The 21505-nt window shown below is 44.5% G+C and carries 21 protein-coding genes; 8 read left to right on the top strand and 13 right to left on the bottom strand.

All coding sequences use genetic code 11. The annotated features are described in order from the left end of the window. Positions 1 to 189: 189 nt before the first annotated feature. From GVY04_12150 to GVY04_12135, 4 genes are all read right to left on the bottom strand, one after another. Complete coding sequence (locus GVY04_12150; protein ID NBD16853.1) at positions 190 to 1587, bottom strand: amidohydrolase family protein; 1398 nt, start codon at positions 1585 to 1587, stop codon at positions 190 to 192. Between the two features lie 37 nt (positions 1588 to 1624). After that, a complete protein-coding gene (locus GVY04_12145) occupies positions 1625 to 1939 on the bottom strand; it encodes a DUF962 domain-containing protein (protein NBD16852.1) in 315 nt (104 codons plus the stop codon). A 106-nt stretch (positions 1940 to 2045) separates the two neighbouring features. Next, complete coding sequence (locus GVY04_12140; protein NBD16851.1) at positions 2046 to 2525, bottom strand: fatty acid hydroxylase family protein; 480 nt, start codon at positions 2523 to 2525, stop codon at positions 2046 to 2048. 26 nt (positions 2526 to 2551) lie between these two features. Next, a complete protein-coding gene (locus GVY04_12135) occupies positions 2552 to 3481 on the bottom strand; it encodes a cupin-like domain-containing protein (protein NBD16850.1) in 930 nt (309 codons plus the stop codon). 48 nt (positions 3482 to 3529) lie between these two features. Here GVY04_12135 and GVY04_12130 point away from each other — a divergent pair, with 48 nt between their 5' ends. Next, a complete protein-coding gene (locus GVY04_12130; protein ID NBD16849.1) occupies positions 3530 to 5200 on the top strand; it encodes a GH3 auxin-responsive promoter in 1671 nt (556 codons plus the stop codon). Positions 5201 to 5271: 71 nt separating this feature from the next. Here the strand turns inward: GVY04_12130 and GVY04_12125 are convergent, their stop codons facing one another. Then, entirely contained in the window at positions 5272 to 5979 is a 708-nt protein-coding gene (locus GVY04_12125) for a DUF4198 domain-containing protein (GenBank protein ID NBD16848.1), read from the bottom strand. Between the two features lie 564 nt (positions 5980 to 6543). On the opposite strand from GVY04_12125, the gene GVY04_12120 reads away from it, so the two are divergent. The 3 genes from GVY04_12120 to GVY04_12110 all read left to right on the top strand — a co-directional run bounded on the left by GVY04_12120 (position 6544) and on the right by GVY04_12110 (position 9549). Beyond that, positions 6544 to 6894 (top strand): hypothetical protein, encoded by a 351-nt coding sequence (locus GVY04_12120; protein NBD16847.1) that lies wholly within the window; start codon positions 6544 to 6546, stop codon positions 6892 to 6894. A 67-nt stretch (positions 6895 to 6961) separates the two neighbouring features. Beyond that, entirely contained in the window at positions 6962 to 8710 is a 1749-nt protein-coding gene (locus tag GVY04_12115) for an AarF/ABC1/UbiB kinase family protein (protein ID NBD16846.1), read from the top strand. 59 nt (positions 8711 to 8769) lie between these two features. Next, positions 8770 to 9549 (top strand): Stp1/IreP family PP2C-type Ser/Thr phosphatase, encoded by a 780-nt coding sequence (locus GVY04_12110; GenBank protein NBD16845.1) that lies wholly within the window; start codon positions 8770 to 8772, stop codon positions 9547 to 9549. Positions 9550 to 9561: 12 nt separating this feature from the next. On the opposite strand, the gene GVY04_12105 is transcribed toward GVY04_12110, so the two are convergent. The 4 genes from GVY04_12105 to tsaD all read right to left on the bottom strand — a co-directional run bounded on the left by GVY04_12105 (position 9562) and on the right by tsaD (position 13285). Continuing rightward, positions 9562 to 10530, bottom strand: coding sequence for a prohibitin family protein (locus tag GVY04_12105; GenBank protein ID NBD16844.1), 969 nt, complete (start codon positions 10528 to 10530; stop codon positions 9562 to 9564). A 66-nt stretch (positions 10531 to 10596) separates the two neighbouring features. After that, on the bottom strand, positions 10597 to 11559 hold the full coding sequence (locus GVY04_12100) for a prohibitin family protein (protein ID NBD16843.1): 963 nt from the start codon (positions 11557 to 11559) through the stop codon (positions 10597 to 10599). Positions 11560 to 11732: 173 nt separating this feature from the next. Further along, the gene (locus GVY04_12095; GenBank protein ID NBD16842.1) at positions 11733 to 12137 is read right to left on the bottom strand and encodes a hypothetical protein; all 405 of its coding nucleotides are present in this window, start codon (positions 12135 to 12137) and stop codon (positions 11733 to 11735) included. Positions 12138 to 12235: 98 nt separating this feature from the next. Beyond that, on the bottom strand, positions 12236 to 13285 hold the full coding sequence (gene tsaD, locus GVY04_12090) for a tRNA (adenosine(37)-N6)-threonylcarbamoyltransferase complex transferase subunit TsaD (GenBank protein NBD16841.1): 1050 nt from the start codon (positions 13283 to 13285) through the stop codon (positions 12236 to 12238). Between the two features lie 150 nt (positions 13286 to 13435). On the opposite strand from tsaD, the gene GVY04_12085 reads away from it, so the two are divergent. After that, positions 13436 to 13939 carry a Photosystem I reaction center subunit III gene (locus GVY04_12085; protein ID NBD16840.1) on the top strand — a complete coding sequence of 168 codons (504 nt, stop codon included), beginning with the start codon at positions 13436 to 13438 and terminating at the stop codon, positions 13937 to 13939. 30 nt (positions 13940 to 13969) lie between these two features. Beyond that, positions 13970 to 14098, top strand: a complete 129-nt coding sequence (locus GVY04_12080) for a photosystem I reaction center subunit IX (GenBank protein NBD16839.1) — start codon at positions 13970 to 13972, stop codon at positions 14096 to 14098. 140 nt (positions 14099 to 14238) lie between these two features. Here the strand turns inward: GVY04_12080 and mltG are convergent, their stop codons facing one another. Beyond that, on the bottom strand, positions 14239 to 15267 hold the full coding sequence (gene mltG / locus GVY04_12075) for an endolytic transglycosylase MltG (GenBank protein ID NBD16838.1): 1029 nt from the start codon (positions 15265 to 15267) through the stop codon (positions 14239 to 14241). A gap of 170 nt (positions 15268 to 15437) precedes the next feature. Here mltG and GVY04_12070 point away from each other — a divergent pair, with 170 nt between their 5' ends. Continuing rightward, complete coding sequence (locus tag GVY04_12070; protein NBD16837.1) at positions 15438 to 16385, top strand: BMC domain-containing protein; 948 nt, start codon at positions 15438 to 15440, stop codon at positions 16383 to 16385. A 3-nt stretch (positions 16386 to 16388) separates the two neighbouring features. Here the strand turns inward: GVY04_12070 and GVY04_12065 are convergent, their stop codons facing one another. Next, on the bottom strand, positions 16389 to 17675 hold the full coding sequence (locus GVY04_12065; GenBank protein NBD16836.1) for a valine--pyruvate transaminase: 1287 nt from the start codon (positions 17673 to 17675) through the stop codon (positions 16389 to 16391). A gap of 272 nt (positions 17676 to 17947) precedes the next feature. On the opposite strand from GVY04_12065, the gene glmS reads away from it, so the two are divergent. Then, positions 17948 to 19852: a glutamine--fructose-6-phosphate transaminase (isomerizing) gene (glmS, locus tag GVY04_12060; GenBank protein NBD16835.1), complete on the top strand. Its 1905-nt coding sequence runs from the start codon at positions 17948 to 17950 to the stop codon at positions 19850 to 19852. On the opposite strand, the gene GVY04_12055 is transcribed toward glmS, so the two are convergent. Both GVY04_12055 and GVY04_12050 read right to left on the bottom strand, forming a co-directional pair. Next, entirely contained in the window at positions 19802 to 20521 is a 720-nt protein-coding gene (locus GVY04_12055) for a hypothetical protein (GenBank protein NBD16834.1), read from the bottom strand. The genes glmS and GVY04_12055 overlap by 51 nt on opposite strands. A 256-nt stretch (positions 20522 to 20777) precedes the next feature. After that, entirely contained in the window at positions 20778 to 21245 is a 468-nt protein-coding gene (locus tag GVY04_12050) for a hypothetical protein (GenBank protein ID NBD16833.1), read from the bottom strand. Positions 21246 to 21505 lie beyond the last annotated feature (260 nt).

Raw genomic sequence — 21505 nt, 5'->3', positions numbered from 1 at the left:
AAATTCGTTCAGTTCTTTCTACAGCTAGAAAACAAGGTCGCAATCTTCTGCAAGTTTTAACCCAGGTTCTCCGAGGTGAGGTCATTATTTTCGTCTAGATTCGACTACCTCGGCAGTTACAAATTTTTTAACAACGGTCATCCGCAGGCTCCCGTTGCAGTCGGGAGTACGGATGACTCAACGATTGCTTTAACTGGCACGAGTTGCAGCAACCGCAAGGTTTTCGGGTAGAACATTCCGCAAGCGTTGACCGTAAAGATCTAGCGCATTTCCGCCTAATAAAAGGGCAAGATGATCGCGATCATAATTGGCAACCGTTGCTGCATCGGTGACGCAATTTCTTAAGACACCATCCCAATGCCCATAGTCGCCGGAGAAGCAAGTAATATGCTTCCCAATTTCGCCCATTGCTTGGGGAAGATACGCCGGACCCGGATCATCCGATTCAAAGGAAGTGAAGATTTGTCCCCGTTCAAAATACTCTAACGGATCGCGATGGCGTAAATCGTAATGTTCGTAGAGACTAGAATCTTCAATTTGGGTAGGATCATGTTGCTTGTTCCACAACAGATCAAATAAGTTCCGCGCTTGGGAAATAATATTGACGTTGTTTTGTCCACCCTGTTCCTGCACCATCAACTTCGTGAAGTCCATTAAAGAAGGACGATAGGGATGTTTCGGATCGAAGTCGCGAATCCGTTTTTCCCAGTGTTCGTGGAAGGCATGGGCGAGATCGGGCACCCAACCACATCCCCCTTCCAGGAAGCCGACACGCAGGTTCGGGAACTGTTCCAATGCCCCATCAAACACCATCCGTGCTAAGGCCAGTTGCTGCTGATTGCGTTGAACAAAAATATGAGTGAGGACAAAGGTTTCGGTATGATCGGCTAAGCCGCCGACCATGTAAGAACCGGGTCCCCCATGAATACCTAATCCAATATCGAGGTCAACTGCTGCTTGCAGAATCGGACGGAAATCAGGATGAGAAATTGACTTTGCGGTGCGGATATCTGGGAAGGCATCCGGTGCTTTGGGATGAGGAATGGGCAGGTTGGGCGCAACCGCCACGGAAATCATCCCCAGTTCGTTGACGCAACGATACATTTCTTTAACCGCTTCATCCACATCTTGCAGGGGAATCACGCCAATGGGTTGCAGACGATTGTCATAACCTTTGCAATCATCTGCCATGTAGTTGTTGTAGGCTTTACACAGCGCGATCGCGAGATCTTTATCTAAAATACTAGAAAAAATGAGGTTTAAAGTGCCGTAAATAACATGGACATCCACCCCTTCTTCATCCATGTGTTGGATCCGCACTTTATTAAACATTGCCCCTAAAGTTGTGTCAGGGTGAAGGTTCCGAAATCCGCCTTTGCCTAAGCCTTGGGGTTGCGGGAACATCCGCACAAAATCGTTAGTTTGAGTTTGAGGATTATAATCGACGATTCTGGCGCGTTGATCGCCTAAACTATCGACCACTAACCCTACGCGATCGCGATATTCCGGTTCGAGATAATCTCGTAAAATGAGCGGATTTTCTAATTTATGGGCATCCGCGTCGATGACTAGTAAGCCGTTATACATTAATGAAGACTCCTCACAAAGGTTTTCAATACCGTTTTTAACTCGATTGTTTGTTCGCTCGTTGGACTAACTGACGTAAACCAAACCAGTTTTCAAATGACCACGACATAGAAGCCAGAATGACAATGCCGGGATACTGTTTAAATGCCGGTTCGTTCTTCTCGAAAAAGATGTGTCCGCCAATGGCGAAAACTTGGGTCAGGACTCCGCAAACAAGGCTGAGTCGCCAATCGATGAATAAACAGCCGATTCCTACAAAGACAAGGATATTAACGATGTGATGCAAAACTTGATTAATTGGGTTTTGATGGCTTGCAATGAAGTGTGCTTTCGCTTCTTGGAAGTAACTCAACGTCACTCTCCTTTCTAAAACAAGTGTTGAGAAAATTGTACGATTGGGAACTGAGAATAGCCTGATCAGGAGATTAAGTTCCGCCAATCATTGCAATCAACTAAAGCTACCACCATTTCAGGGCAAGGTATCCAGATTGCTGGGACAGTTCTTCTTCTGTCAACCAATCCACTAGCTTGTAGGTGCCAAAAACATGGTCCCACCAGTCTACTCCGAGGCCAAAATTATGATGCCACATCCCATATTTATGATGAACATAGTGAACCGGCATTTTCATCCAAAAGCAGCGGGTGGGATTTTCGTGTTGCAGTTGGTGGGCATAAGCAGAAAAGGCAGCATAAGCCAGTGCCCCGAGTAGCCAACCGCTTCCCACTTCGAGAGAAATGAAAAATGGCAGTACCATCGCGATCGCGCCTCCCCTAACATAGTCTAAGAATTCCCAGACCACCCCTTGTCCTTCATTGCGACGATGGTGATCCCGGTGACGTTCTCCCAATTTTTGAGACACATGCATTAGACGATGGATCCAGTATTCCACCAAACTAGCAGCCACAAAAGCAGCAATAAAGCTAATTAGAACAATCATCACTCCTATCTTCCTCAGATTCCTTTTTAGATTCTATACAAAATTTGCTGGATTGTTGTCCAATTGGGCTGTTTTAAGAATTGCTTAATCATCATCTGGATTAAGTGGGGTAAGGCAAGAATATTCCCTAAGATAGGTCGCAAACGTTGCCAAGAAAAATAGGCTGCGCTTTGGGGAGAAACTTGCCAAAACCGACTCACCGAACAAGACATTTCATCGGTATCGAGGGTAATAATTTCGTGCCACCAGCCCACCGGAATCAAAAGCACTTCTCCCGCCTTTAAGGTAATGGTTTGCTGTTCCTTTAAGGCCGTCTTTAACCGAGGAAATTTTGTCAAATCTTTTGCCTCTAGATCTACCTGACTATAACAACACCGTAGCTTCATGCCATGGGTTAAATGAACCCAAATCGGAAACGGATATAAAGATTGGGTAACCCGAGGAGGAAAAAGAATCACTTTTTTCTGACCGTAAAGCTGACAAAGGGTGCCATGAACAATATCGTAATGAAGAGAAGCCGTATGTCCCCCGTGTCCCATATACATTCGATAGTCAGTGACGGGTTTCAAGCTCAATTTAGAACCGAGTGTTTGTAAGGAAGGGCTTTGACTCAACGGCGTATCTTTGAGAGACGCTTTTGCTAAATAAATATCTTCGCTTTTGGCTTGACCATTGCGCAGCATTTCGGCATACTCATGAAACGACATTTCTCGTACATCTACCCCACTCCCAATACTCTGCCACTGCTGTTTATCGGTTTGATAGCGCTGGGATCCGTAATGTCGAAATAAAAATTTGTTGTCGCCAATGGTTTGACAAAGATAATTTAAGTCCCATTGTGTATCTTTTCCTAGTAAGCCAGTCACGATAATGGGAACAGTTTTGTTGTATTTTGATCTAAAAAAAGTCTCTAAGGATAAATCAGAGATATCAATTTTTTGAATTGTTTCGCTCATCGTTAATCAAGCCTAATTTAACCTACATTAATTATACCTTTAATCCTAATGTCGAATCTTTTATTAAGAATTTTAAGTCAGACTTCTCAACTGGCAAAAGCCCAATTTGAACAACAAACTAAGACGGTTGCGACAACTCAAGAAAATTTTCTCAAACAAGTCTTAGCGAATCATCAAGATACTCTTTTGGGACAGGAAGAAAACTTGCGTGCGATTAAAACCGTTGCTGAATTTCGATCGCGCATTCCCCCTCGCAGCTACGATCAATATGAATCTTACATTCAACGGATGGCAGCCGGAGAAGCCAATATTTTAACGCGCGATCGCGTCACTTATTTCAACGCGACCAGCGGTTCTACCGGAAAACAAAAACTCATTCCGGTGACGAAAAAATTTCAAAATTCACTCGGTTGGGCCAACTTAATTAGTATGGGCTTTCTTAGCAGTGCCTTAAAAAAAAGAGGTAGCCATCTCAGGAAACTTCTTCTTACCAACAGTACCCATATTTCTGGTTATACCTCAGGAGGAATTCCTTATGGTAGTGGTTCGGCTGGGGTCTTAAAAATGGGGAAATGGATCTACCAACAACTCTTTGCCAATCCTTACGAAACCTTACAAATTAGGGATAGTTTAGCCCGTCATTATCTCTGCCTTCTCTTCGCCCTCCAAAATCGAGAAACCGGAGGAATTGTTGCTAATTTTCCAATGCTGATTCTTCGCACTTGCCAATATCTTGAACAGTATGGCGATGACTTCATTCACGATCTCAAAATGGGAACGATTCCCGCTTGGCTGAAGCTAGATTCTCACCTGCGCAACGAACTAGAAAAACAACTGCAACCCCAACCGCAACGCGCCCAACAATTGCAAACGATTTTAAGCACCCAAGGACGACTCACCCCGCCCCAAGTTTGGAAAAACCTTTCTTATATCGCTACAGCAAGGGGAGGAACCTCAGACTTTTACCTCCAACGCTTCCCCCACTACCTGGAAAATACCCCTGTTTTTGGTGCTGCTTATGCTTCTGCTGAAGCCACCTACAGTATTTATCCGGATCTCGATGTCGATGGGAGTATCCTCGCCGTCGGAACTGGTTTTTTTGAATTTATTCCTGAAGCCGAATGGGAAGCCACCCATCCCCAAACACTCCTCGCCACAGAAGTGGAAGTCGGACAGCGCTACCGTATTCTCGTCACGAACTACAGTGGGTTTTACCGCTACGATAATGGGGATGTTGTAGAAGTGGTGGGGTTTTACCATCAAGCGCCACTGATTGTCTTTCGTCATCGCCGTGGTGGACTGATTTCTTCCACAGTGGAAAAAACCACGGAAGCCCATGCCGTAGAAGCAATACAGCGTTTGCAAACCGAATTTAATCTCACTTTAGAAGACTTTTGTCTTACCCTTTCGGAAAAGGAAACCCCTGCTCACTACATTCTCAATATCGAACTCCCACCAGAAGGATCTTTACCCAACTTAACTCAATTCTTACAAAGGTTTGATGAATTACTCAAAGAAATTAACCCGCGCTATGGTGAGAAGCGTCAAGACTTAGTGCCCCCACCCCGCTTACATGTGCTAGCTTCAGGCAGTTTTAATATCGTTCGGAAACGACAGCTAGCTAGAGGAGTGCCCGACTCTCAATTAAAATTTCCTCATATTAGTGAAGATCGCACTTTATTGAACAATTTGGATATTTTGCAAATTGTAAAAATCTAAAGTTCTAACAACAGCAGCATAATCTCTAACTCAGCGGATGAAAACAAAATAATTTGTATTGAGTCCTTTAATTAATCGAGCTCAAATGTTAAGGTTGATGAATGAGCAATTTCGTCTGCTTTGGGGTTATTTTCAACAGAGTAGCGATGATTCACTTCAATGTAATGTAATTTCGAGTCACTTAAGGAAATAGACGCGATTCCATTTTTATCGGTTTCTATAACATTTCCTTCAGCTCCATTATACGTAAGTTTTACTTGAGATAGAGGTTCTTTTTCGTATAAAACTTTAAGTTTAAGCTCTTCACCAGAACTAAGAGTAAAAGGATTATTAAGAGGAACAATTTCTAAGGTCAAATCAACGGGCTGAATAAAAGAAGATGACCATTGATAAAGAGCTTTAGTATATTTATAAGTGTGACTAGAACTAATATAACTATCGACTTCTTGTTTAGAAATATTTTGCCAACCGTCTGCAGTTTCTACCCAATATCCATTATCAAAAGTAACCGCAACTAAACTCGGAGATGCCTCAGTCTCTAAAATCATTTTTTCTCCCTGAGGAATCATTTCTACACTCATTTGGTCCCCACTTTGAGCAAAAGCAGTTACGGTTTTTACTTTATTGGGATCGTAGCCCTCAAACTCTTTTTCGACATGACCATATTTGATCGTTAATTCTTCTTCTTCTTCTTTTTCTAGCCAGATGCTATGGGCAAGGGTTGGTGAAACAAGTAGTAAGGAAAGAGAAGTTAAAATCAAGCAACTTATTTTTTTCATTTTCATGCTCCGTCAAAAGAGGATTATTTTCAAATTTAAAAAGCGATCAATTACAGCTTTTTAGATTAAGGAGCTATTGTAACTGTTATTCTTCATTTGATCTATCCCCCTCCCCAGGATAGGGATGGTTTAGGAGACAGAATTTCAAATTTTGCAGGAGCGCGATCGCGCAAAACAGTATATGCTTGAAATGATCATTATTTTTTTACAATTGAATCATCAATTCATCGATAACAAAAAAGAATTAATTGCAAAATTTTAAGGAGAAAAATTAGAATAACTTAAAGAATCAGAGAAAATTGTTTCTCTTTAGTCTTCTCTGGAAATAATTAGATAGATGAGCCTAGCCGTTACTTGCCTAACCTCCTCATTTGGAGCAATGTTTTCCGCTGGGAGAAGATTGGCATTATTAATCCCGGATTCTCAACGTTTGTTGAAAACCTTGTTAGGTTCGACCTAAGTCGTATTCTTAGTGAAATTTGGCTGCAGAAACGCTTTCCTTTTAATCTGCACGTTATAATTTGTTACGAAACCTACAAATGCCATTTATCCGTACTATTTTTTATGAGTAACCCTGCTTTGCACGCCTTTTATGTCGGTCGCGCTTTTGCGGAAGTCCTTGGTGAACGCTTAGAAGATACGGTCACCAACAGTCTGAGTGAACTCGGACAATTAGAAGCCAAACAGCGAGAAGCCATGCGAGAGTTTGTCGACGAAGTGATGGCTCGCGCCGAACAAAGCGAAGCTCAATCCACCTCAACTAGAACCACGACTCAGACGAGTACTGCTTCTAGTACGCAAACCACAACTCGCCGTTCTTCTGAAGATGTGCAAGCGATGATTGACGAGTTAAGAGCCTCAGTCGCAACATTGCGCACTGAACTGAACGCTTATCGAAGTCAAAAAGAATCATAAAGGAGTTTCTTTCTAAGCAAGTTCTCCTCTGCACTCTACTGCCAAAACGCTATCAAGGAATCGTGCTGTGTCTGCGCTCTCTGAGAAATCGAATCAGCCTCTAAATCAACAACTCTCTTCCCCTTCTTCGTCCTCCCCAGAAGCGGGGAAAAAAGCCTATCGTTGGAATCAAGAAAACTACTCCCGTAACCGCCGACGGTTAGATATTTGGTTTTTTGTCTTAACGCTTCTATTTAAACTGTGGTTAGAAGGAAAAAAGTGGAGTTATATCGGTGGTTATAGCGAAGAAAAAAAGCAAGCCCGCCGTCAAGCTAGAGCAGTATGGATTCGGGAAAGTCTCTTAGAACTGGGTCCCACCTTCATCAAAGTGGGTCAACTCTTTTCAACCCGTGCTGATATTTTCCCGATTGAGTATGTTCAGGAACTCTCTAAACTGCAAGACCGAGTCCCTGCTTTTGATTTTGAACAAGTCCAAGCCATTATTAAGGAAGACTTAGGGAAAACGGTTGACCAACTCTTTCAAAGTTTTGACCCCACTCCCCTTGCTGCAGCTAGTTTAGGACAAGTGCATAAAGCCCAACTGCACAGTGGGGAAACAGTTGTGGTCAAGGTGCAGCGTCCGGGTCTGAAAAAATTATTTACGATTGACTTAGCGATTCTCAAGCGGATTGCCCGGTATTTCCAAAATCATCCCCGTTGGGGAAAGGGGCGCGATTGGATTGGCATTTATGAGGAATGTTGTCGCATTCTTTGGGAAGAAGCCGATTATCTTAACGAAGGGCGGAATGCCGATACGTTTCGTCGGAACTTTCAAAACTATAAACAAGTCCGTGTTCCTCGGGTCTATTGGCGTTACACCTCATTGCGTGTCTTAACCTTAGAATTTGTGCCCGGCATTAAAGTCAGTCATCACGAAGCCCTTGATGCTGCAGGTGTAGACCGGAGCGTTATCGCCCGTTTAGGCGCAGAAACTTATCTGCAACAGCTCCTTTATGATGGGTTCTTTCATGCCGATCCCCACCCGGGAAACCTAGCAGTGAGTCCCCAAGGACAACTCATTTTTTATGATTTTGGCATGATGGGACGAATTAAAGGCAATGTTAGGGAACAATTAATGGAGACCTTATTTGGCATTGCCGAAAAAAACGGCGATCGCGTAATGCAGTCTCTCGTGGAACTAGGTGCCCTTGCCCCCGTCGGAGATACCAGCGCCGTTCGTCGTTCCATCCAATATATGTTGGATCACTTCATGGATGAACCCTTTGAGGAACAATCAGTTGCCGAAATTAGTGATGACTTATACGAAATTGCTTATAATAACCCCTTCCGTTTTCCTGCCACGTTTACCTTTGTCATGAGAGCGTTTTCCACTCTTGAAGGCGTTGGCAAAAGTCTCGACCCAGAATTTAACTTTATGGCAGTTGCTCAACCCTATGCAATGGATCTTATGAATAATAACGGTTACGACAGCAATAAAACTTTTCTCGATGAAATTGGACGACAAGCCGCCCAAGTCAGTTCAACCGCATTGGGTTTACCTCGTCGCCTCGAAGAGTCGATTGATAAACTCGAAAGAGGGGATTTGCGTCTGCGTGTTCGTTCCATTGAAAGCGATCGGATTCTACGGCGGATGAGCGGTGTTCAGTTGGGAACAAATTACACCCTCCTCATGTCTGCTTTTATTATTTCTGCAACCATTTTACTGGTGAATGAACTAATTGTTTTAGCAGTTATTATGGCTTTAGCCGCAGGAGCTTCAGGATTTGCATTCATTCGTTTATTAAAACGCTTAGACCGTTGGGATCGAATGCAATAAGCCGATAAAATAAACCTATTATTTTTTATTTTGTACACTGGTTATTAAAAAAAAAGGCTATGAAACGTCGCTTTAATGGGCGAACTGATACCGGAGTTATGCGTGCAGTGAACCAAGACTGCCTCTATTACGACCCGCAAGGGCGTTTCTTTATTGTGGCAGATGGTATGGGAGGACATGCTGGTGGACAAGAAGCCAGTAAAATTGCGACGCAAGCAATTAGCGATTATCTCGAACACCATTGGGACGCTGAGATTAACTCTGAAGTCCTACTTCAGCAAGCTGTTGAGGAAGCAAATGAAAAAATTATTGCTGATCAACAAACTCATCCGGAACGGGCTGAAATGGGAACCACAGTGGTTGCAGTCATTTTTCGCAAAGACCAAGTGTGGTGCGTTCATGTGGGAGATTCGCGGTTATACCTCTGGCGAGATAATGAGCTGAGCCAACTCACTGAAGATCATACATGGGTCGCATGGGCTCTCAAGTCGGGCACGATTTCTCCTGCTGAAGCTGAAGTTCACCCTTGGCGCCATGTCTTATCCCAGTGTTTAGGCCGTAAAGAGCTTTATAGTATCGACATTGATATTCTCAATATTCAACCGGGCGATCGCCTTCTTCTTTGTAGTGACGGCTTAACGGGCGAAGTTCCCGAAAAAGAAATTACCACCTACCTGAAAGAAGCCGAAACTTGTGATCAAGCAGTGACGCAACTGATTGAAACAGCGAAAGAAAATGGCGGTTCCGATAATATTACCGTCATTGTCATTGAAGAAGGAGAAACTGAAGACAGCTTCGGCAGCCATGATGCCACCGAAACCTTGTCCTCAGAATATTAAGTCAATTTTGAGTTAGTTGAGATCTAAACTGTCATAACCCGAAGGCAAGTCTAGATTAGAAGCCGAATCGTCGTCTTGTTCAAAAGGAGAGGGTTCATCAAGAGGAGATGCCTCTTCTGGAGAAGGACGATTTTTGTCCACCTCTGCCAAGTCTCCTAAGTTGAACAGGAAGGGAACACTGCTCTCATTCTCTCCACCCATGACGAGAACATTAGGCATTTGGGACCCTCCTTGTCGCCAGGCTGCAATCGCTTCTTTTTGGAGAACAAGTGATCCCCCTTGCGCCCGCAATGTTTCTGCTAAAAGCCGTTGCGCTTCGGCTCGTCCTTTCGCGCGATTAATATCTGCCTGCGCTTCTTGTTCGGCTTCTCTGGCGATGTAAACTGCCCGTTGAGCACTTTGTTCCGCAATTTGTTTATCTTCTACCGCTTGAGCAAAAGCCTTAGTAAAATTGAGGTCGATCACACTGGTATCGAGCACAATAATGCCATACTTATCCAGCCGTTCGTTCAAGGCAACATCAAAATCTTCTTTTAATTCATCACGCCGAGTAATCGCTTCTTCGGCTGTTTTTCTGGCTGCTGCTACCTTAAAAGATTCTTGAGTTTGTGGAGAGATGATTTTTGCCACAACATTGCTAAGCGTGCCTTGTTTGCGTCGAATATCCACAACTCGCACTGGATCAAGCCGGAAGTTAATGGCAAAACTGGCTTTTAAATCCTGTAAATCTTTCGTAGCACTTTGCGCGGGTACTTCGTACTTTTGCACGGTCACATCATAAACATCCACTTTTGAGATGATGGGGGGTTTGAAATGAATGCCCTCCAGCAATGCGCCTTCTTGGGCTTGCCCTAAAATGCTCAGCACCCCTGCTTCTCCTGGGTTAATCACCGTATATGAGTTGAAGCCAATGAGCAGCAGTACAGCAGCAATCACACCGCCAATAATGGCGGTTAGGCTTGGGATATTGGGTTGAGTCAAGAATTTTGCTCCTCGTTTGTTTTTTTTGTGATTCGTTACTGGTGCTTTATACTCTCGAGAGAGTCGTTAATTTAAATCTCCATAACTAGGAGGCAGATCAAGAGAGGAGGAAGAGTCATCATCTTGTTCAAAGGGAGAAGGTTCATCAAGAGGAGATGCTTCTTCTGGAGAAGGACGTTCTTCGTCGATATCAGCGAGATCCCCTAAGTTAAATAAAAAGGGCACGCTGCTTTTGTTTTCGCCCCCCATCACTAAAACATTGGGCATTTGCGAACCACCCTGTCGCCAGGCTTCAATGGCTTCTTTTTGGAGAACAAGTGATCCCCCTTGTGCCCGCAATGTTTCGGCTAAAAGCCGTTGCGCTTCGGCTCGTCCTTTCGCGCGATTAATATCGGCTTGGGCTTTTTGTTCGGCTTCCCTGGCAATATAAACCGCACGTTGAGCACTTTGTTCGGCAATTTGTTTATCTTCAACCGCTTGCGCGAATTCCTTAGTAAAATTAAGGTCAATTACGCTGGTATCCAAGACCAGAATACCGTACTTGTCGAGTCGTTCATTAAGGGCAATATCAAAGTCTGCTTTTAATTCATCCCGTCGGGTAATGGCTTCTTCTGCAGTTTTCCGTGCTGCTGCGACCTTAAAGGATTCTTGGGTTTGAGGCGCAACAATTTTAGAGACAACATTGCTTAATGTTCCCTGCTTCCGACGAATATCAACGACTTGCACCGGATCAAGGCGAAAATTAATAGCAAAGCTTGCTTTCAGGTCTTGTAAATCTTTCGTCGCGCTCTGGGCGGGTACTTCAAATTTTTGGACAGTGACATCATACACATCTACTTTCGAGATGAAAGGAATTTTATAATGAATCCCTTCGAGAAGGGCATCTTCTTGGGCTTTTCCGAGAACACTGAGCACTCCTGCTTCCCCTGGGTTGATCACAACATAAGAGTTAAAACCAATTAGGATGAGGAGAGCTGCAATAATCCCACCAATAATTGCAGTCAGGCTTTGGGTGGTTTGCTTGGTCAAGGTGTTTTTTTCTCCTTAATGGGCGTGCGCTATAGCTTTTCTGTATCAATTGAGGTACACCATGTTCTAGCCCCTGTTATTCATCAGAACAAATGACAATAGAAAAAACCTGTACCCCAAGACGGTAAAAAACTACTCTACACTGACCATTTTCTCATTTCACCGCTCAGGAATCATTCCTTATGGAGACGTTTTAATTCTTCTCTTAAAGCTTCGACTTGTTGACGGAGTGTATCAATATCTTCATCTCCTCCTTTTGCTGAGGAAGATTGCTCCTCTTGGCTAGGTGACTCTTCCTCTTCTATAATTTCAATCCGTCGGGGTTCGCCTTTTTGTGACGTATCACCAGAAGATTGGCTGTGTCCTCGTTGTGCTTCAGCAATCAGTTGTTCAACAAACTGACGCGCCTCTTCTGAGTTCATTTCTCCTCGTTTGACTAACTCGTCGGCGAGTTTCTGACTTTGGGTACGGAGTTCTTTAAATCGTTCGGTGGCTTGTTCTTGTGCATAGTCGGCTAAGCCCACGCCAAAGTAAAAGGCTTTTTGTAAAATATCACCGAATCCAAATTGGTTTGACATGGATGGATCAATCCTCCCAAGGAAACTATTACTATCCCTACCTTTTAGCTTAACTTGCTCTCGCAAATTGGCAATATAGATAATTGTTAGTCAAAAAATTACAAGGAAGTTCCGCGATAAAGACTCATCACCTCAGTAAGAGCTAAACGGGAAGTTGCACCAATCGTGAAGGGCGAAAATTGTTCCCGTTCATAGTGCTGAACACCAGCAGACGCAATCATTGCTGCATTGTCAGTGCAGAGGGTCATCGGAGGAAAATGGACCTTTAAGTTTTTTTCTGCTGCTTTTTGGGTTAATTTGTCTCGTAAACTCCGGTTAGCAGCGACCCCTCCACCGACAACAATTGGATTAAGATCGTATTCGATCGCGCAGTTAATGGTTCGTTCACTCAGCGATCGCGCAACGGTTTCTTGAAAGGATGCCGCCAGATCATTTACGGGCAGTTCTCCTTCTGCTGCTAGCTGCTTCACTAAACGGGCGACTGCTGTCTTCAAACCGCTAAAGCTAAACTCATAGGGATAATATCCCCCCTCGGGGCGAGACACTTTTCCTTCCGGAAGCAGGTAGGCGTGAGGATTCCCGAATTGGGCAGCGCGATCAATGGCAGGACCCCCAGGATAACCGAGTCCTAATAAACGAGCCGTTTTATCAAAGGCTTCGCCCACGGCATCGTCACGGGTTCCCCCTAACATCATATAGTCTCCACAACCGCGGACCGCAATTAAACTGGTATGTCCACCCGACACTAGTAAGCAAAGAAAGGGCGGTTCTAGAGTGGGCTCACTCAGATAACTGGCATAGATATGTCCTTCTAAATGATGCACCCCCAATAACGGCTTACTGTGAACCATCGCCAGCGTTTTGGCAGTTGCTAATCCCACCAGTAATGCCCCCACTAAGCCCGGTGCCACGGTTACGGCGATGCCATCAATGTTTTCCCAGCTCAATTCAGCTGCTTGCAGTGCCTCTTCTAAACACGGATTAATTACTTCTAAATGATGTCGAGACGCAACTTCTGGCACCACTCCACCGTAAACCCGATGAATATCAATCTGGGAAGCAACGATATTACTTAAAATTTGACGATTCTTAACAATTGCGACACCTGTCTCATCGCAACTGGTTTCAATGGCTAAGATAGTAGACATCAGTTGGTACAAAAAAGACTTTGTATATGTTTAGTAATATTAACTTTACGGAGTAACAATGGAAGGTTAAGATTTAACCTTAACGTATCAACTGCTGCGTTATCTTTTGTACAAAAAACTAAATTCAGTTGTAACAAAAGGAAACAATTTATGCCAAGACTGCTTGCTTTAATTCTGTCAGTAATGCTGCTCTTGGGCTTTGCTGCTCCAGCTCACGCCCAAGCGGAAGGAAACGCTCAATTGGTCCCTTGTAGCGAATCTGCTGCCTTCCAACAACGAGCCAAAAATTTCCGTAACACGACTGCTGATCCTGAATCTGGACAAAAACGGGCTGAGCGTTATGGTCAAGCCCTCTGTGGTCCGGAAGGGTTACCTCACTTAGTTGTCGATGGTCGCCTCTCTCGCGCTGGCGATTTCCTAATTCCCAGCATCCTGTTCCTGTATATTGCCGGTTGGATCGGTTGGGTGGGTCGCGCTTACCTGATTTCCATTAGAGAAGAGAAAAACCCTGAAGAAAAAGAGATTCTCATTGATGTTCCTCGGGCGTTCAAAATCATGCTCAGTGGCTTTGCTTGGCCAGCTGCTGCTGTCAAAGAGCTCCTCTCTGGTGAGTTAACGGCTAAAGAAGGTGAAATCCCCATTTCCCCTCGCTAGTGATGTATCGATAATTAGGAGATTAGTGTTATGGATGGTTTGAAAATCTTTTTTTCCAGTGCGCCAGTTTTAATTATGGCTCTTTTGACCGTTACGGCAGGACTGCTCATCGAGTTTAATCGCTTTTTCCCCGATTTACTCTTCCATCCCATGCCGTAGGTTGTGGACAATTTGATTAACGGTAAGACTCGCAATTGTTAGGTTGTCTGGCTTTCGCTAGTGGGCTTAACAATTGCGAGTTTTTGCTGTCAACCGCTCTTCAGGATCACAAAAGCACAAAATAATAAAAACAGCAATCTTTAATTTTGGATACGACGTTGGGCAGCTCGGTGTTCGGCAAAGGTTTTACTAAAAACATGGGTACCGTCATAACGCGCAACGAAGAAAAGATAGTCAGTTTCTGGGGGATTGAGTGAGGCTTTGAGGGCAGGTTTTCCGGGACTGGAAATAGGGGTTGGCGGTAGCCCCGTGTTGAGATAAGTGTTATAGGGAGAAGGGGTATTGACTTGTTCAAGGGTCAGCGGGCTGTCTTGGGTTTGTTTGATATTTAAGCCATACTCCACAGTTGGATCGGCTGCCAGTTGCATTCCTATTTCGAGACGATGGGCAAAAACCGCAGCAATGCGGGATCGTTCTTCGGCAATGACGACTTCTTTCTCTACAATACTGGCCAGGGTCACCCATTCTTTTAGCGTATAAGGACTGCTTTGATTTTCGTAGAGGGGAAGCGCTGTTTGGGCAAATTGATCGAGCATGAGGTAAATGATCAATTCAGGAGTAGCGCGATCGCGCGGAATTTGATAAGTCGTCGGGTATAAAAAGCCTTCTAAATGGGGTAAGTCTTTGGGTAGCCAAGGAAAGGTAGCATAATCGATGTCGCGCATAGCACTGAGAAACGCTTCACTGGAGAAATACCCCATTGCTTCAAAATAGTCTGCCATTTCTTGCTGTGTCCATCCCTCAACAATGGTGAAGCGGGTTTGCACGATATTCCCCTGGCGAATTTGTTGGCCAATTTCTGGGAGAAAAGAAGTGGGATAGAGTTGATAGGTGCCCGCTTGTAAACTAGTCGAGCGGTCTTGTAATTTGAGCTTGAATAGCCAAACCCGCCACGCTAATAAAGAACGAATTAATCCTGCCGCTTCGAGTTTTTCGCCAATGCGTTGTGCGGAACTCCCTGGGGGTATTCTCACAGTAATCGGTTCTTGGGATGAGGGGTTGGGATTGACCGGTTCGATGGCGCTTTTCCACCAGAACCAACCGCTGGCACTACCCATTAAAAGTAAGACGACTAGACTAAACAAACCATAAAAACTTTTTTTCAGCATACTTGTTATTCGTTATTTATTATTTTTGTATCTTTGCACCTTAAGCCAATAGAGCCTCACACCCACTAATAACTAATCCTTAATTATCAATTATTAATTATTAATTATCAATTACCGCGATCGTCCGTTATCGTTGATATAGGGGAAGATCTATTTATCCAAATTAAGCAATGCCACCTCAAAGTCAATTACCTGCATCATTCAATCAACAACCGCCACCACCCCAGCAACACTATAGCGATAGTGCCTTAGGCTTAGTTGCGACGAAAAGTTTTCCTGCTATTGTTGGCACAGCAGATATGATGCTGAAATCAGCAGAAGTCACCTTAGTCGGTTACGAAAAAATTGGGAGTGGCCATTGCACAGCGATTGTGCGCGGAAAAACAGCAGATGTGCGTTTAGCAGTAGAAGAAGGTGCAAAAACCGCAGAACAGTTTGGGCAACTGATCTCAAAATTAGTCATCCCCCGTCCCATGCCCAATTTAGAAGCTGTTTTCCCGATTGGCACGCGTCTAGTGGAGTTAGCCCAACAAGACCGGGGCTACAGTCGTCTGAGTAACCGTGCCATTGGCTTACTCGAAACCAGAGGATTTCCAGCGATGGTCGCGGGTGCTGATGCGATGTTAAAAGCCGCTGATGTCCAACTGGCCTCTTATGAAACTATTGGTGCTGGACTTTGTACGGCGATTATTCGAGGTTCAGTGGCAAATGTTGCCATGGCGATTGAAGTGGGAATGCAAGAAGCGGAACGAGTGGGAGAACTCCATGCGGTGATGGTGATTCCTCGCTTACTTGAAGATTTAGAACATACCCTGCCAGTTGCCAACTACTGGTTAGAAAAAGAACAAAAAGAAGAACCGTTATCCTTACCGCAAAAGCAGAAAGAAAACCAAGAAGAACGACAACCTCTATCGCTACCGCAAAAGCAGAAAGAAACCCAAGAAGAACGACAACCCTTATCTTTCCCCAACCGAGAAGAAGAAACGATAGAAGTGGAAGCTAAATCCGAAGAAGAACCGCAATTAATCGAATTACCCGAATTGGAAAAAATTGATGATTCGGAGGAAGACGAAGAACCGCCAAAACGTCAACAAGCGCAACCCCCAGAAGAAGATTAAAGCTTAGCTGACCCCAACGACAGAATCTTGGTAAATCTTTTCAACGACACTGGCGAGACGGCGCATGGCAGTGGCAATTTCTTCATTGGTTGCTGTTAAGCTAATTCGGACACACTGATGTTTATGTTGCCACTCTTCTTTTAAACCCGGGAAGAAAGTGCTACCAGGAACAATAATCACATCATGCTTTTTCAGTTCTTGGTACAGTTCCCAATCTGTAATCGGTAAGTCTTTGAGCCATAACCAGGAGAAAATTGCGCCTTCACCGCGATGGAGAAACCAAGGAATTTCTTTGGGCATGGTCGCATCCAGGGTTTCTTCTAAAACGGTGAATTTCTGTTGATAGTGAGGACGAATTACGTTTTCTGCAATGTGACCCAGTTGACCCGACGCGATCGCGCGCGCGGCGATGGCTTGTCCATAGCGCGGGGAATGAATACATAAATTCGTCTGGAAGGATTCTAAAACCTGAATCAAGTCTGGATCGCCAATGGCAACCCCAATTCTTTCCCCAGGGAGTCCGGCTTTCGAGAGACTCAGACAATGTAATAAATTGCCGCCAAACTGCGGTGTCATCTCAGTAAAATTCAGCGCTGGATAAGGAGGCGCATACGCAGCATCTAAAATCACCGGTACATTGTAGGGGGCAGCCAATTCAGTAATTTTGGTTAGTTCTTCTTCCGAAATAACATTGCCAGTGGGGTTACAAGGACGAGATAGAATGACACAACCGCTTTCCTCATTAATCACTAATTGATTAAAATCAGGGCGATACTTGAAGCGATGGGCGGCTTCATCAATGTCAAGGGTGGGTTTGTACGCTTGAAGCGCTTCTTTAAATAAGCTGACCCCTCCATAACCTGTATATTCTGGACTCAAGGGCAGAACAATTTGCTTGAGCTGACCCTCGCTAGTGTAGCCGCCAAAGGCGTTTGCGGCATAAAAATAGAGGGCTTGCGAACCCGGTGTAATTAGAATGTTGCGATCACTCAGGTTTAAGCCGTAACGCTGATTAAAATCATTAACAATTGCCTCAATCAGAGGAGCATAGCCTTGAGAAGACCCATAGCGACAGACCACTTCGCCATATTCAGAACTAGCCAATAACTCTGCTGTGCAGTCGCGCCAGAGTTGTTCCACTTCCGGAATAATGACCGGATTGCCGGCACTAAGATTAATAAATTTTCGTTCTCCTGCTTGACGCAGCGTTTCAATAATATCCTTCATGATGGCACGCACCCCCGTCAATTGAGACATTTGCGCACCAAATTGAGAAAGCTTATACTCCATAGGTTGATGTATCATCTAAAATGTTATGTTTTAAGCCTCTATAGACCAATGGTCACTGGCACTTTCGGGAGAGCAGGTCCCTGGTCCCAAAAAGCCGTAACCTGTGACTATGCTAGCCCTTTGTGAATCGTTGTTTGCTAGTTTATCCAATTTTGATTACATTTGCTGATAATGTCTTAGCGTTCTGTTGCTTCTAATTGTTGTAAAGTTGGGAACAAGGCAGCGCGATCGCCAGTCAGAGACAGCTTAAGTCCGAAGGATAGAAAAAAATTATGTGTGGAATTGTCGGTTATATTGGCACCCAAACTGCCCCGGAGATTCTAATTTCTGGTTTAGAAAAGTTGGAATATCGGGGATATGACTCGGCAGGAATTGCTACAATTTTTGAAAATGAGTTACATTGCATTCGTGCTAAAGGGAAACTCCATAATCTTCGTGCCAAAATTGAGCAGACGTTTCAGGGCACTTCTCGACAAGAATTACAAATTGGAATCGGACATACCCGCTGGGCAACTCATGGTAAGCCAGAAGAACATAATGCCCATCCTCATCTCGATATGGCAAGACGGGTAGCGGTGGTACAAAATGGCATTATTGAAAATTATCGGGAACTGCGACAAGAGTTAAAAAGCAAAGGGCACGAATTTCTCTCTGATACTGATACAGAAGTCATTCCTCATTTAATTGCAGAATACTTAACCCTCACGCAAACTGAAGACTCGCCTTTACTCGTAGCGGTACAAAAGGCAGTGCAACAACTCAGTGGCGCTTACGCGATCGCGGTCATGTGTGCCGACTATCCGGATGAACTGGTAATTGCCAGAGAACAAGCCCCACTGGTCATTGGCTTTGGGCAAGGAGAGTTTTTCTGTGCCTCTGATACACCGGCTTTAATTGCCCACACGCGGGCAGTTTTGCCCCTAGACAATGGCGAAATTGCGAAATTAACCCCTTTAGGCGTAGAAATTTATAATCCGAGCGGCGATCGCGTGAAAAAAGCCCCTCGCACCCTTGATTGGAATCCCATTGTTGTGGAAAAACAGGGCTTTCGTCACTTCATGCTGAAGGAAATCTATGAACAGCCCGGTGTTGTCCGTACCGGTTTAGAAGCCTATCTCAACCAAGACTGGCATCCGGGTCAAAATACAGACAGCTCTCCCATTCATCTCAACCTTTCTCCTCAACTTACCGAAAATCTAGAAAATATCCAAATTCTGGCCTGTGGAACGAGTTGGCACGCCAGTTTAGTGGGAAAATACCTGTTAGAACAGCTCGTCGGCATTCCCACAACCGTCCAGTATGCCTCAGAATTCCGTTATGCCCCTGCTCCCATTACACCGCATACCCTGACAATTGGTGTCACTCAATCCGGAGAAACCGCGGACACTCTAGCCGCTTTGGATTTAGAAAAACGCCGTCGCCAAGACTTAGAAGGAAAATTTCAGCCCCATTTATTAGGGATTACCAACCGCCCAGAAAGTACACTTGGGCAAATGGTGGATCAAGTGATTGATACCCATGCTGGCATTGAAATTGGGGTTGCTGCGACCAAAACCTTTATCGCGCAACTAATCAGTTTCTATTGTTTATCTCTAGACTTAGCCCATCGTCGTCAAACCCTTTCCGAAGAACGCATCAAAGAAATTTTAGATAATTTGTGCTATCTTCCCGCGCAAATCGAACTGATTTTAGAAAGCCAAGAACGCTATATTGAAGAACTTGCCCACGACTTTCTAGAAACTCAAGACTTTATTTTTGTCGGACGAGGGATTAACTTCCCGATCGCGCTAGAAGGAGCGTTAAAGCTCAAAGAAATTAGCTACATTCATGCTGAAGGCTATCCTGCCGGAGAAATGAAACATGGACCCATTGCGCTGTTAGATAGTAAGGTTCCCGTTGTCTCTATTGCCATGCCTGGTAGTGTTTACGAAAAAGTGCTCTCGAATGCGCAAGAAGCAAAAGCCAGAGATGCGCGATTAATTGGTGTCACGGTCATGAACGACCCAGAAGCAGCAGAAACGTTTGATAACCTGCTTCCCGTCCCCGAAGTAGAGGAACTCATTTCCCCCTTAGTTACCGTGATTCCCTTACAACTGCTTTCGTATCATATTGCAGCACGGGGCGGATTAGATGTTGACCAGCCTCGAAATCTTGCTAAATCTGTGACTGTGGAATAAAAAATGGTGTAAGTGTCGCATAATTGTAGGGAAGAAAAGCAAATCGACCACTTCGCGTTCGCGCAGCGTCTCCGAAGGAGAATCGCTGTGGGTGGGATCAACAATTCCCCTCAGATTGGTGAGAATAAAGGCAAGTTGGAAGGGTCGCCAGCGAGGGGGACTGATATCTTCATTAGGGTCTTTGTCTGTGTTGTGAGTAAGTCGCTGACGTAACGATCGCGCGATCGCGCGGTTTGCCATCTGGAAGGCTTCCAAGGCGTTGGGATTCTCTAAAATGTCGATTCCCTCTTGAATCCGTCTGCGTGCAACTTTAGCTTTGTTCAATAACGCTTCTGCAATCTCCCGACGATCTGGAGTGTCTAAACTCTCAATCTGCTGCTGTTGTTGTTCAATCCACTCTTGATACACAGCAGGAAGACGATTTAACATTTCCCGAATGGCTGCTGCATCTTCCGCATTGGCTAAAGTTTCCATCCCCAGTTCTACTTCTGGGATATCCCTCGCAACGACTTTTTCAACAGCTGCAATGGGAAGCCAAGTGGTTTCAATATGGTGACAAGCCCCATTGTGCGTTATTGCTTTAACGGAAATATTGTGTCCTACTGCATATTCCCAAACATCTCGATATTGGAGGTCAGCAATGCGTAAATCAGGATCATCGCGAGTCAATGTCCACTGCGGTCAGCACGGGGAATCAATGAGGTTTTACTCTCGATCGTGAGGCGAGTTTGGAAGGTGTAACCCATATCCCGTTCTTCTGCTTTCAGGGGATTCCGTTTATTGACGAGAAAGAGGGAGACGGACTGAGTATTTACAGGTAATCCTGTATTGGCGGTTATTGAACGCAGATAGACAACGATTTCTAGACCATTGCTATTGGGAACAGCGATCGTCTTTTTGGCTTCAATGTTGGAAAGATCAACAGTTACCGTTGCGTGTTTGGGAATGCGTCGCCAGTCATTGGGCGTTTGTAGTCTGCTTTTTCCTCTAATGTGAGTTCTGTTGTCTTCTCTTCTGGCGTTTCTTCGGTTTCGTAGGGATAATAGTCTCCCCAGTCAACATGAACCGTTAACGGTTGTGCGGAGGAAGGAAGCAAAAAACTTAGACCAATCGAAGAAGGAAAATAGGCTTTTCGCGCCGAAGCAGTTTCAGGTTTGGTATTGTCTTCGCCAGCAGAGTTATCGGTTACACTATCAAAGTCATCATTAGCCGTGTCATCGGAACGATTTTCCAAATCTGCTTCATAGGGAACCAGAAATCCTGTGAGATACCACTGCGAGGGAGTATGGTTAATGAGAATTTCTTGGCTTCTGGCTTCGTCATCAGGTTCGGGTCCGATGAGGTCAAGGTTTAAGCTGTTGATAAGATGTTCGCGGACTTCGGCGGAAGACATTATCGAGGATTAGTTATCAGCTATTGGCTATTTCTTAGAAATCAGTCTTCTTTCTATTTTTCCCTAAACGTCAAATAAATTTGACTCCACAATATGAAGGAATCGATTTAAAGTACGAATTCTTGTCTCTCCACTCTAAGAGTGCTGCAATAAATAAATCGTCCTTTTACAATGAAAGAGAAGTCATGTATCGACGGAAGGTTAATGAACACAGACTCCATCGAATTAACCGACTCTCGAAAATCTCTCTTTCAAGAAAC

Source organism: Cyanobacteria bacterium GSL.Bin1 (assembly GCA_009909085.1).
Classification (GTDB): Bacteria; Cyanobacteriota; Cyanobacteriia; order Cyanobacteriales; family Rubidibacteraceae; genus Halothece.
The sequence above is the reverse complement of the archived record's forward strand: the minus strand, read 5'-3'. Positions and strand labels throughout refer to the sequence as shown.

Bases quoted from the DNA above. Each gene is read 5' to 3' on its own strand.
- GVY04_12150 (NBD16853.1), bottom strand. From the start codon at position 1,587: ATGTATAACGGCTTACTAGTCATCGACGCGGATGCCCATAAATTAGAA.
- GVY04_12140 (NBD16851.1), bottom strand. From the start codon at position 2,525: ATGATTGTTCTAATTAGCTTTATTGCTGCTTTTGTGGCTGCTAGTTTG.
- GVY04_12135 (NBD16850.1), bottom strand. From the start codon at position 3,481: ATGAGCGAAACAATTCAAAAAATTGATATCTCTGATTTATCCTTAGAG.
- GVY04_12130 (NBD16849.1), top strand. From the start codon at position 3,530: ATGTCGAATCTTTTATTAAGAATTTTAAGTCAGACTTCTCAACTGGCA.
- GVY04_12125 (NBD16848.1), bottom strand. From the start codon at position 5,979: ATGAAAAAAATAAGTTGCTTGATTTTAACTTCTCTTTCCTTACTACTT.
- GVY04_12120 (NBD16847.1), top strand. From the start codon at position 6,544: ATGAGTAACCCTGCTTTGCACGCCTTTTATGTCGGTCGCGCTTTTGCG.
- GVY04_12110 (NBD16845.1), top strand. From the start codon at position 8,770: ATGAAACGTCGCTTTAATGGGCGAACTGATACCGGAGTTATGCGTGCA.
- GVY04_12095 (NBD16842.1), bottom strand. From the start codon at position 12,137: ATGTCAAACCAATTTGGATTCGGTGATATTTTACAAAAAGCCTTTTAC.
- tsaD (NBD16841.1), bottom strand. From the start codon at position 13,285: ATGTCTACTATCTTAGCCATTGAAACCAGTTGCGATGAGACAGGTGTC.
- GVY04_12085 (NBD16840.1), top strand. From the start codon at position 13,436: ATGCCAAGACTGCTTGCTTTAATTCTGTCAGTAATGCTGCTCTTGGGC.
- GVY04_12080 (NBD16839.1), top strand. From the start codon at position 13,970: ATGGATGGTTTGAAAATCTTTTTTTCCAGTGCGCCAGTTTTAATTATG.
- mltG (NBD16838.1), bottom strand. From the start codon at position 15,267: ATGCTGAAAAAAAGTTTTTATGGTTTGTTTAGTCTAGTCGTCTTACTT.
- GVY04_12070 (NBD16837.1), top strand. From the start codon at position 15,438: ATGCCACCTCAAAGTCAATTACCTGCATCATTCAATCAACAACCGCCA.
- GVY04_12065 (NBD16836.1), bottom strand. From the start codon at position 17,675: ATGGAGTATAAGCTTTCTCAATTTGGTGCGCAAATGTCTCAATTGACG.
- glmS (NBD16835.1), top strand. From the start codon at position 17,948: ATGTGTGGAATTGTCGGTTATATTGGCACCCAAACTGCCCCGGAGATT.
- GVY04_12050 (NBD16833.1), bottom strand. From the start codon at position 21,245: ATGTCTTCCGCCGAAGTCCGCGAACATCTTATCAACAGCTTAAACCTT.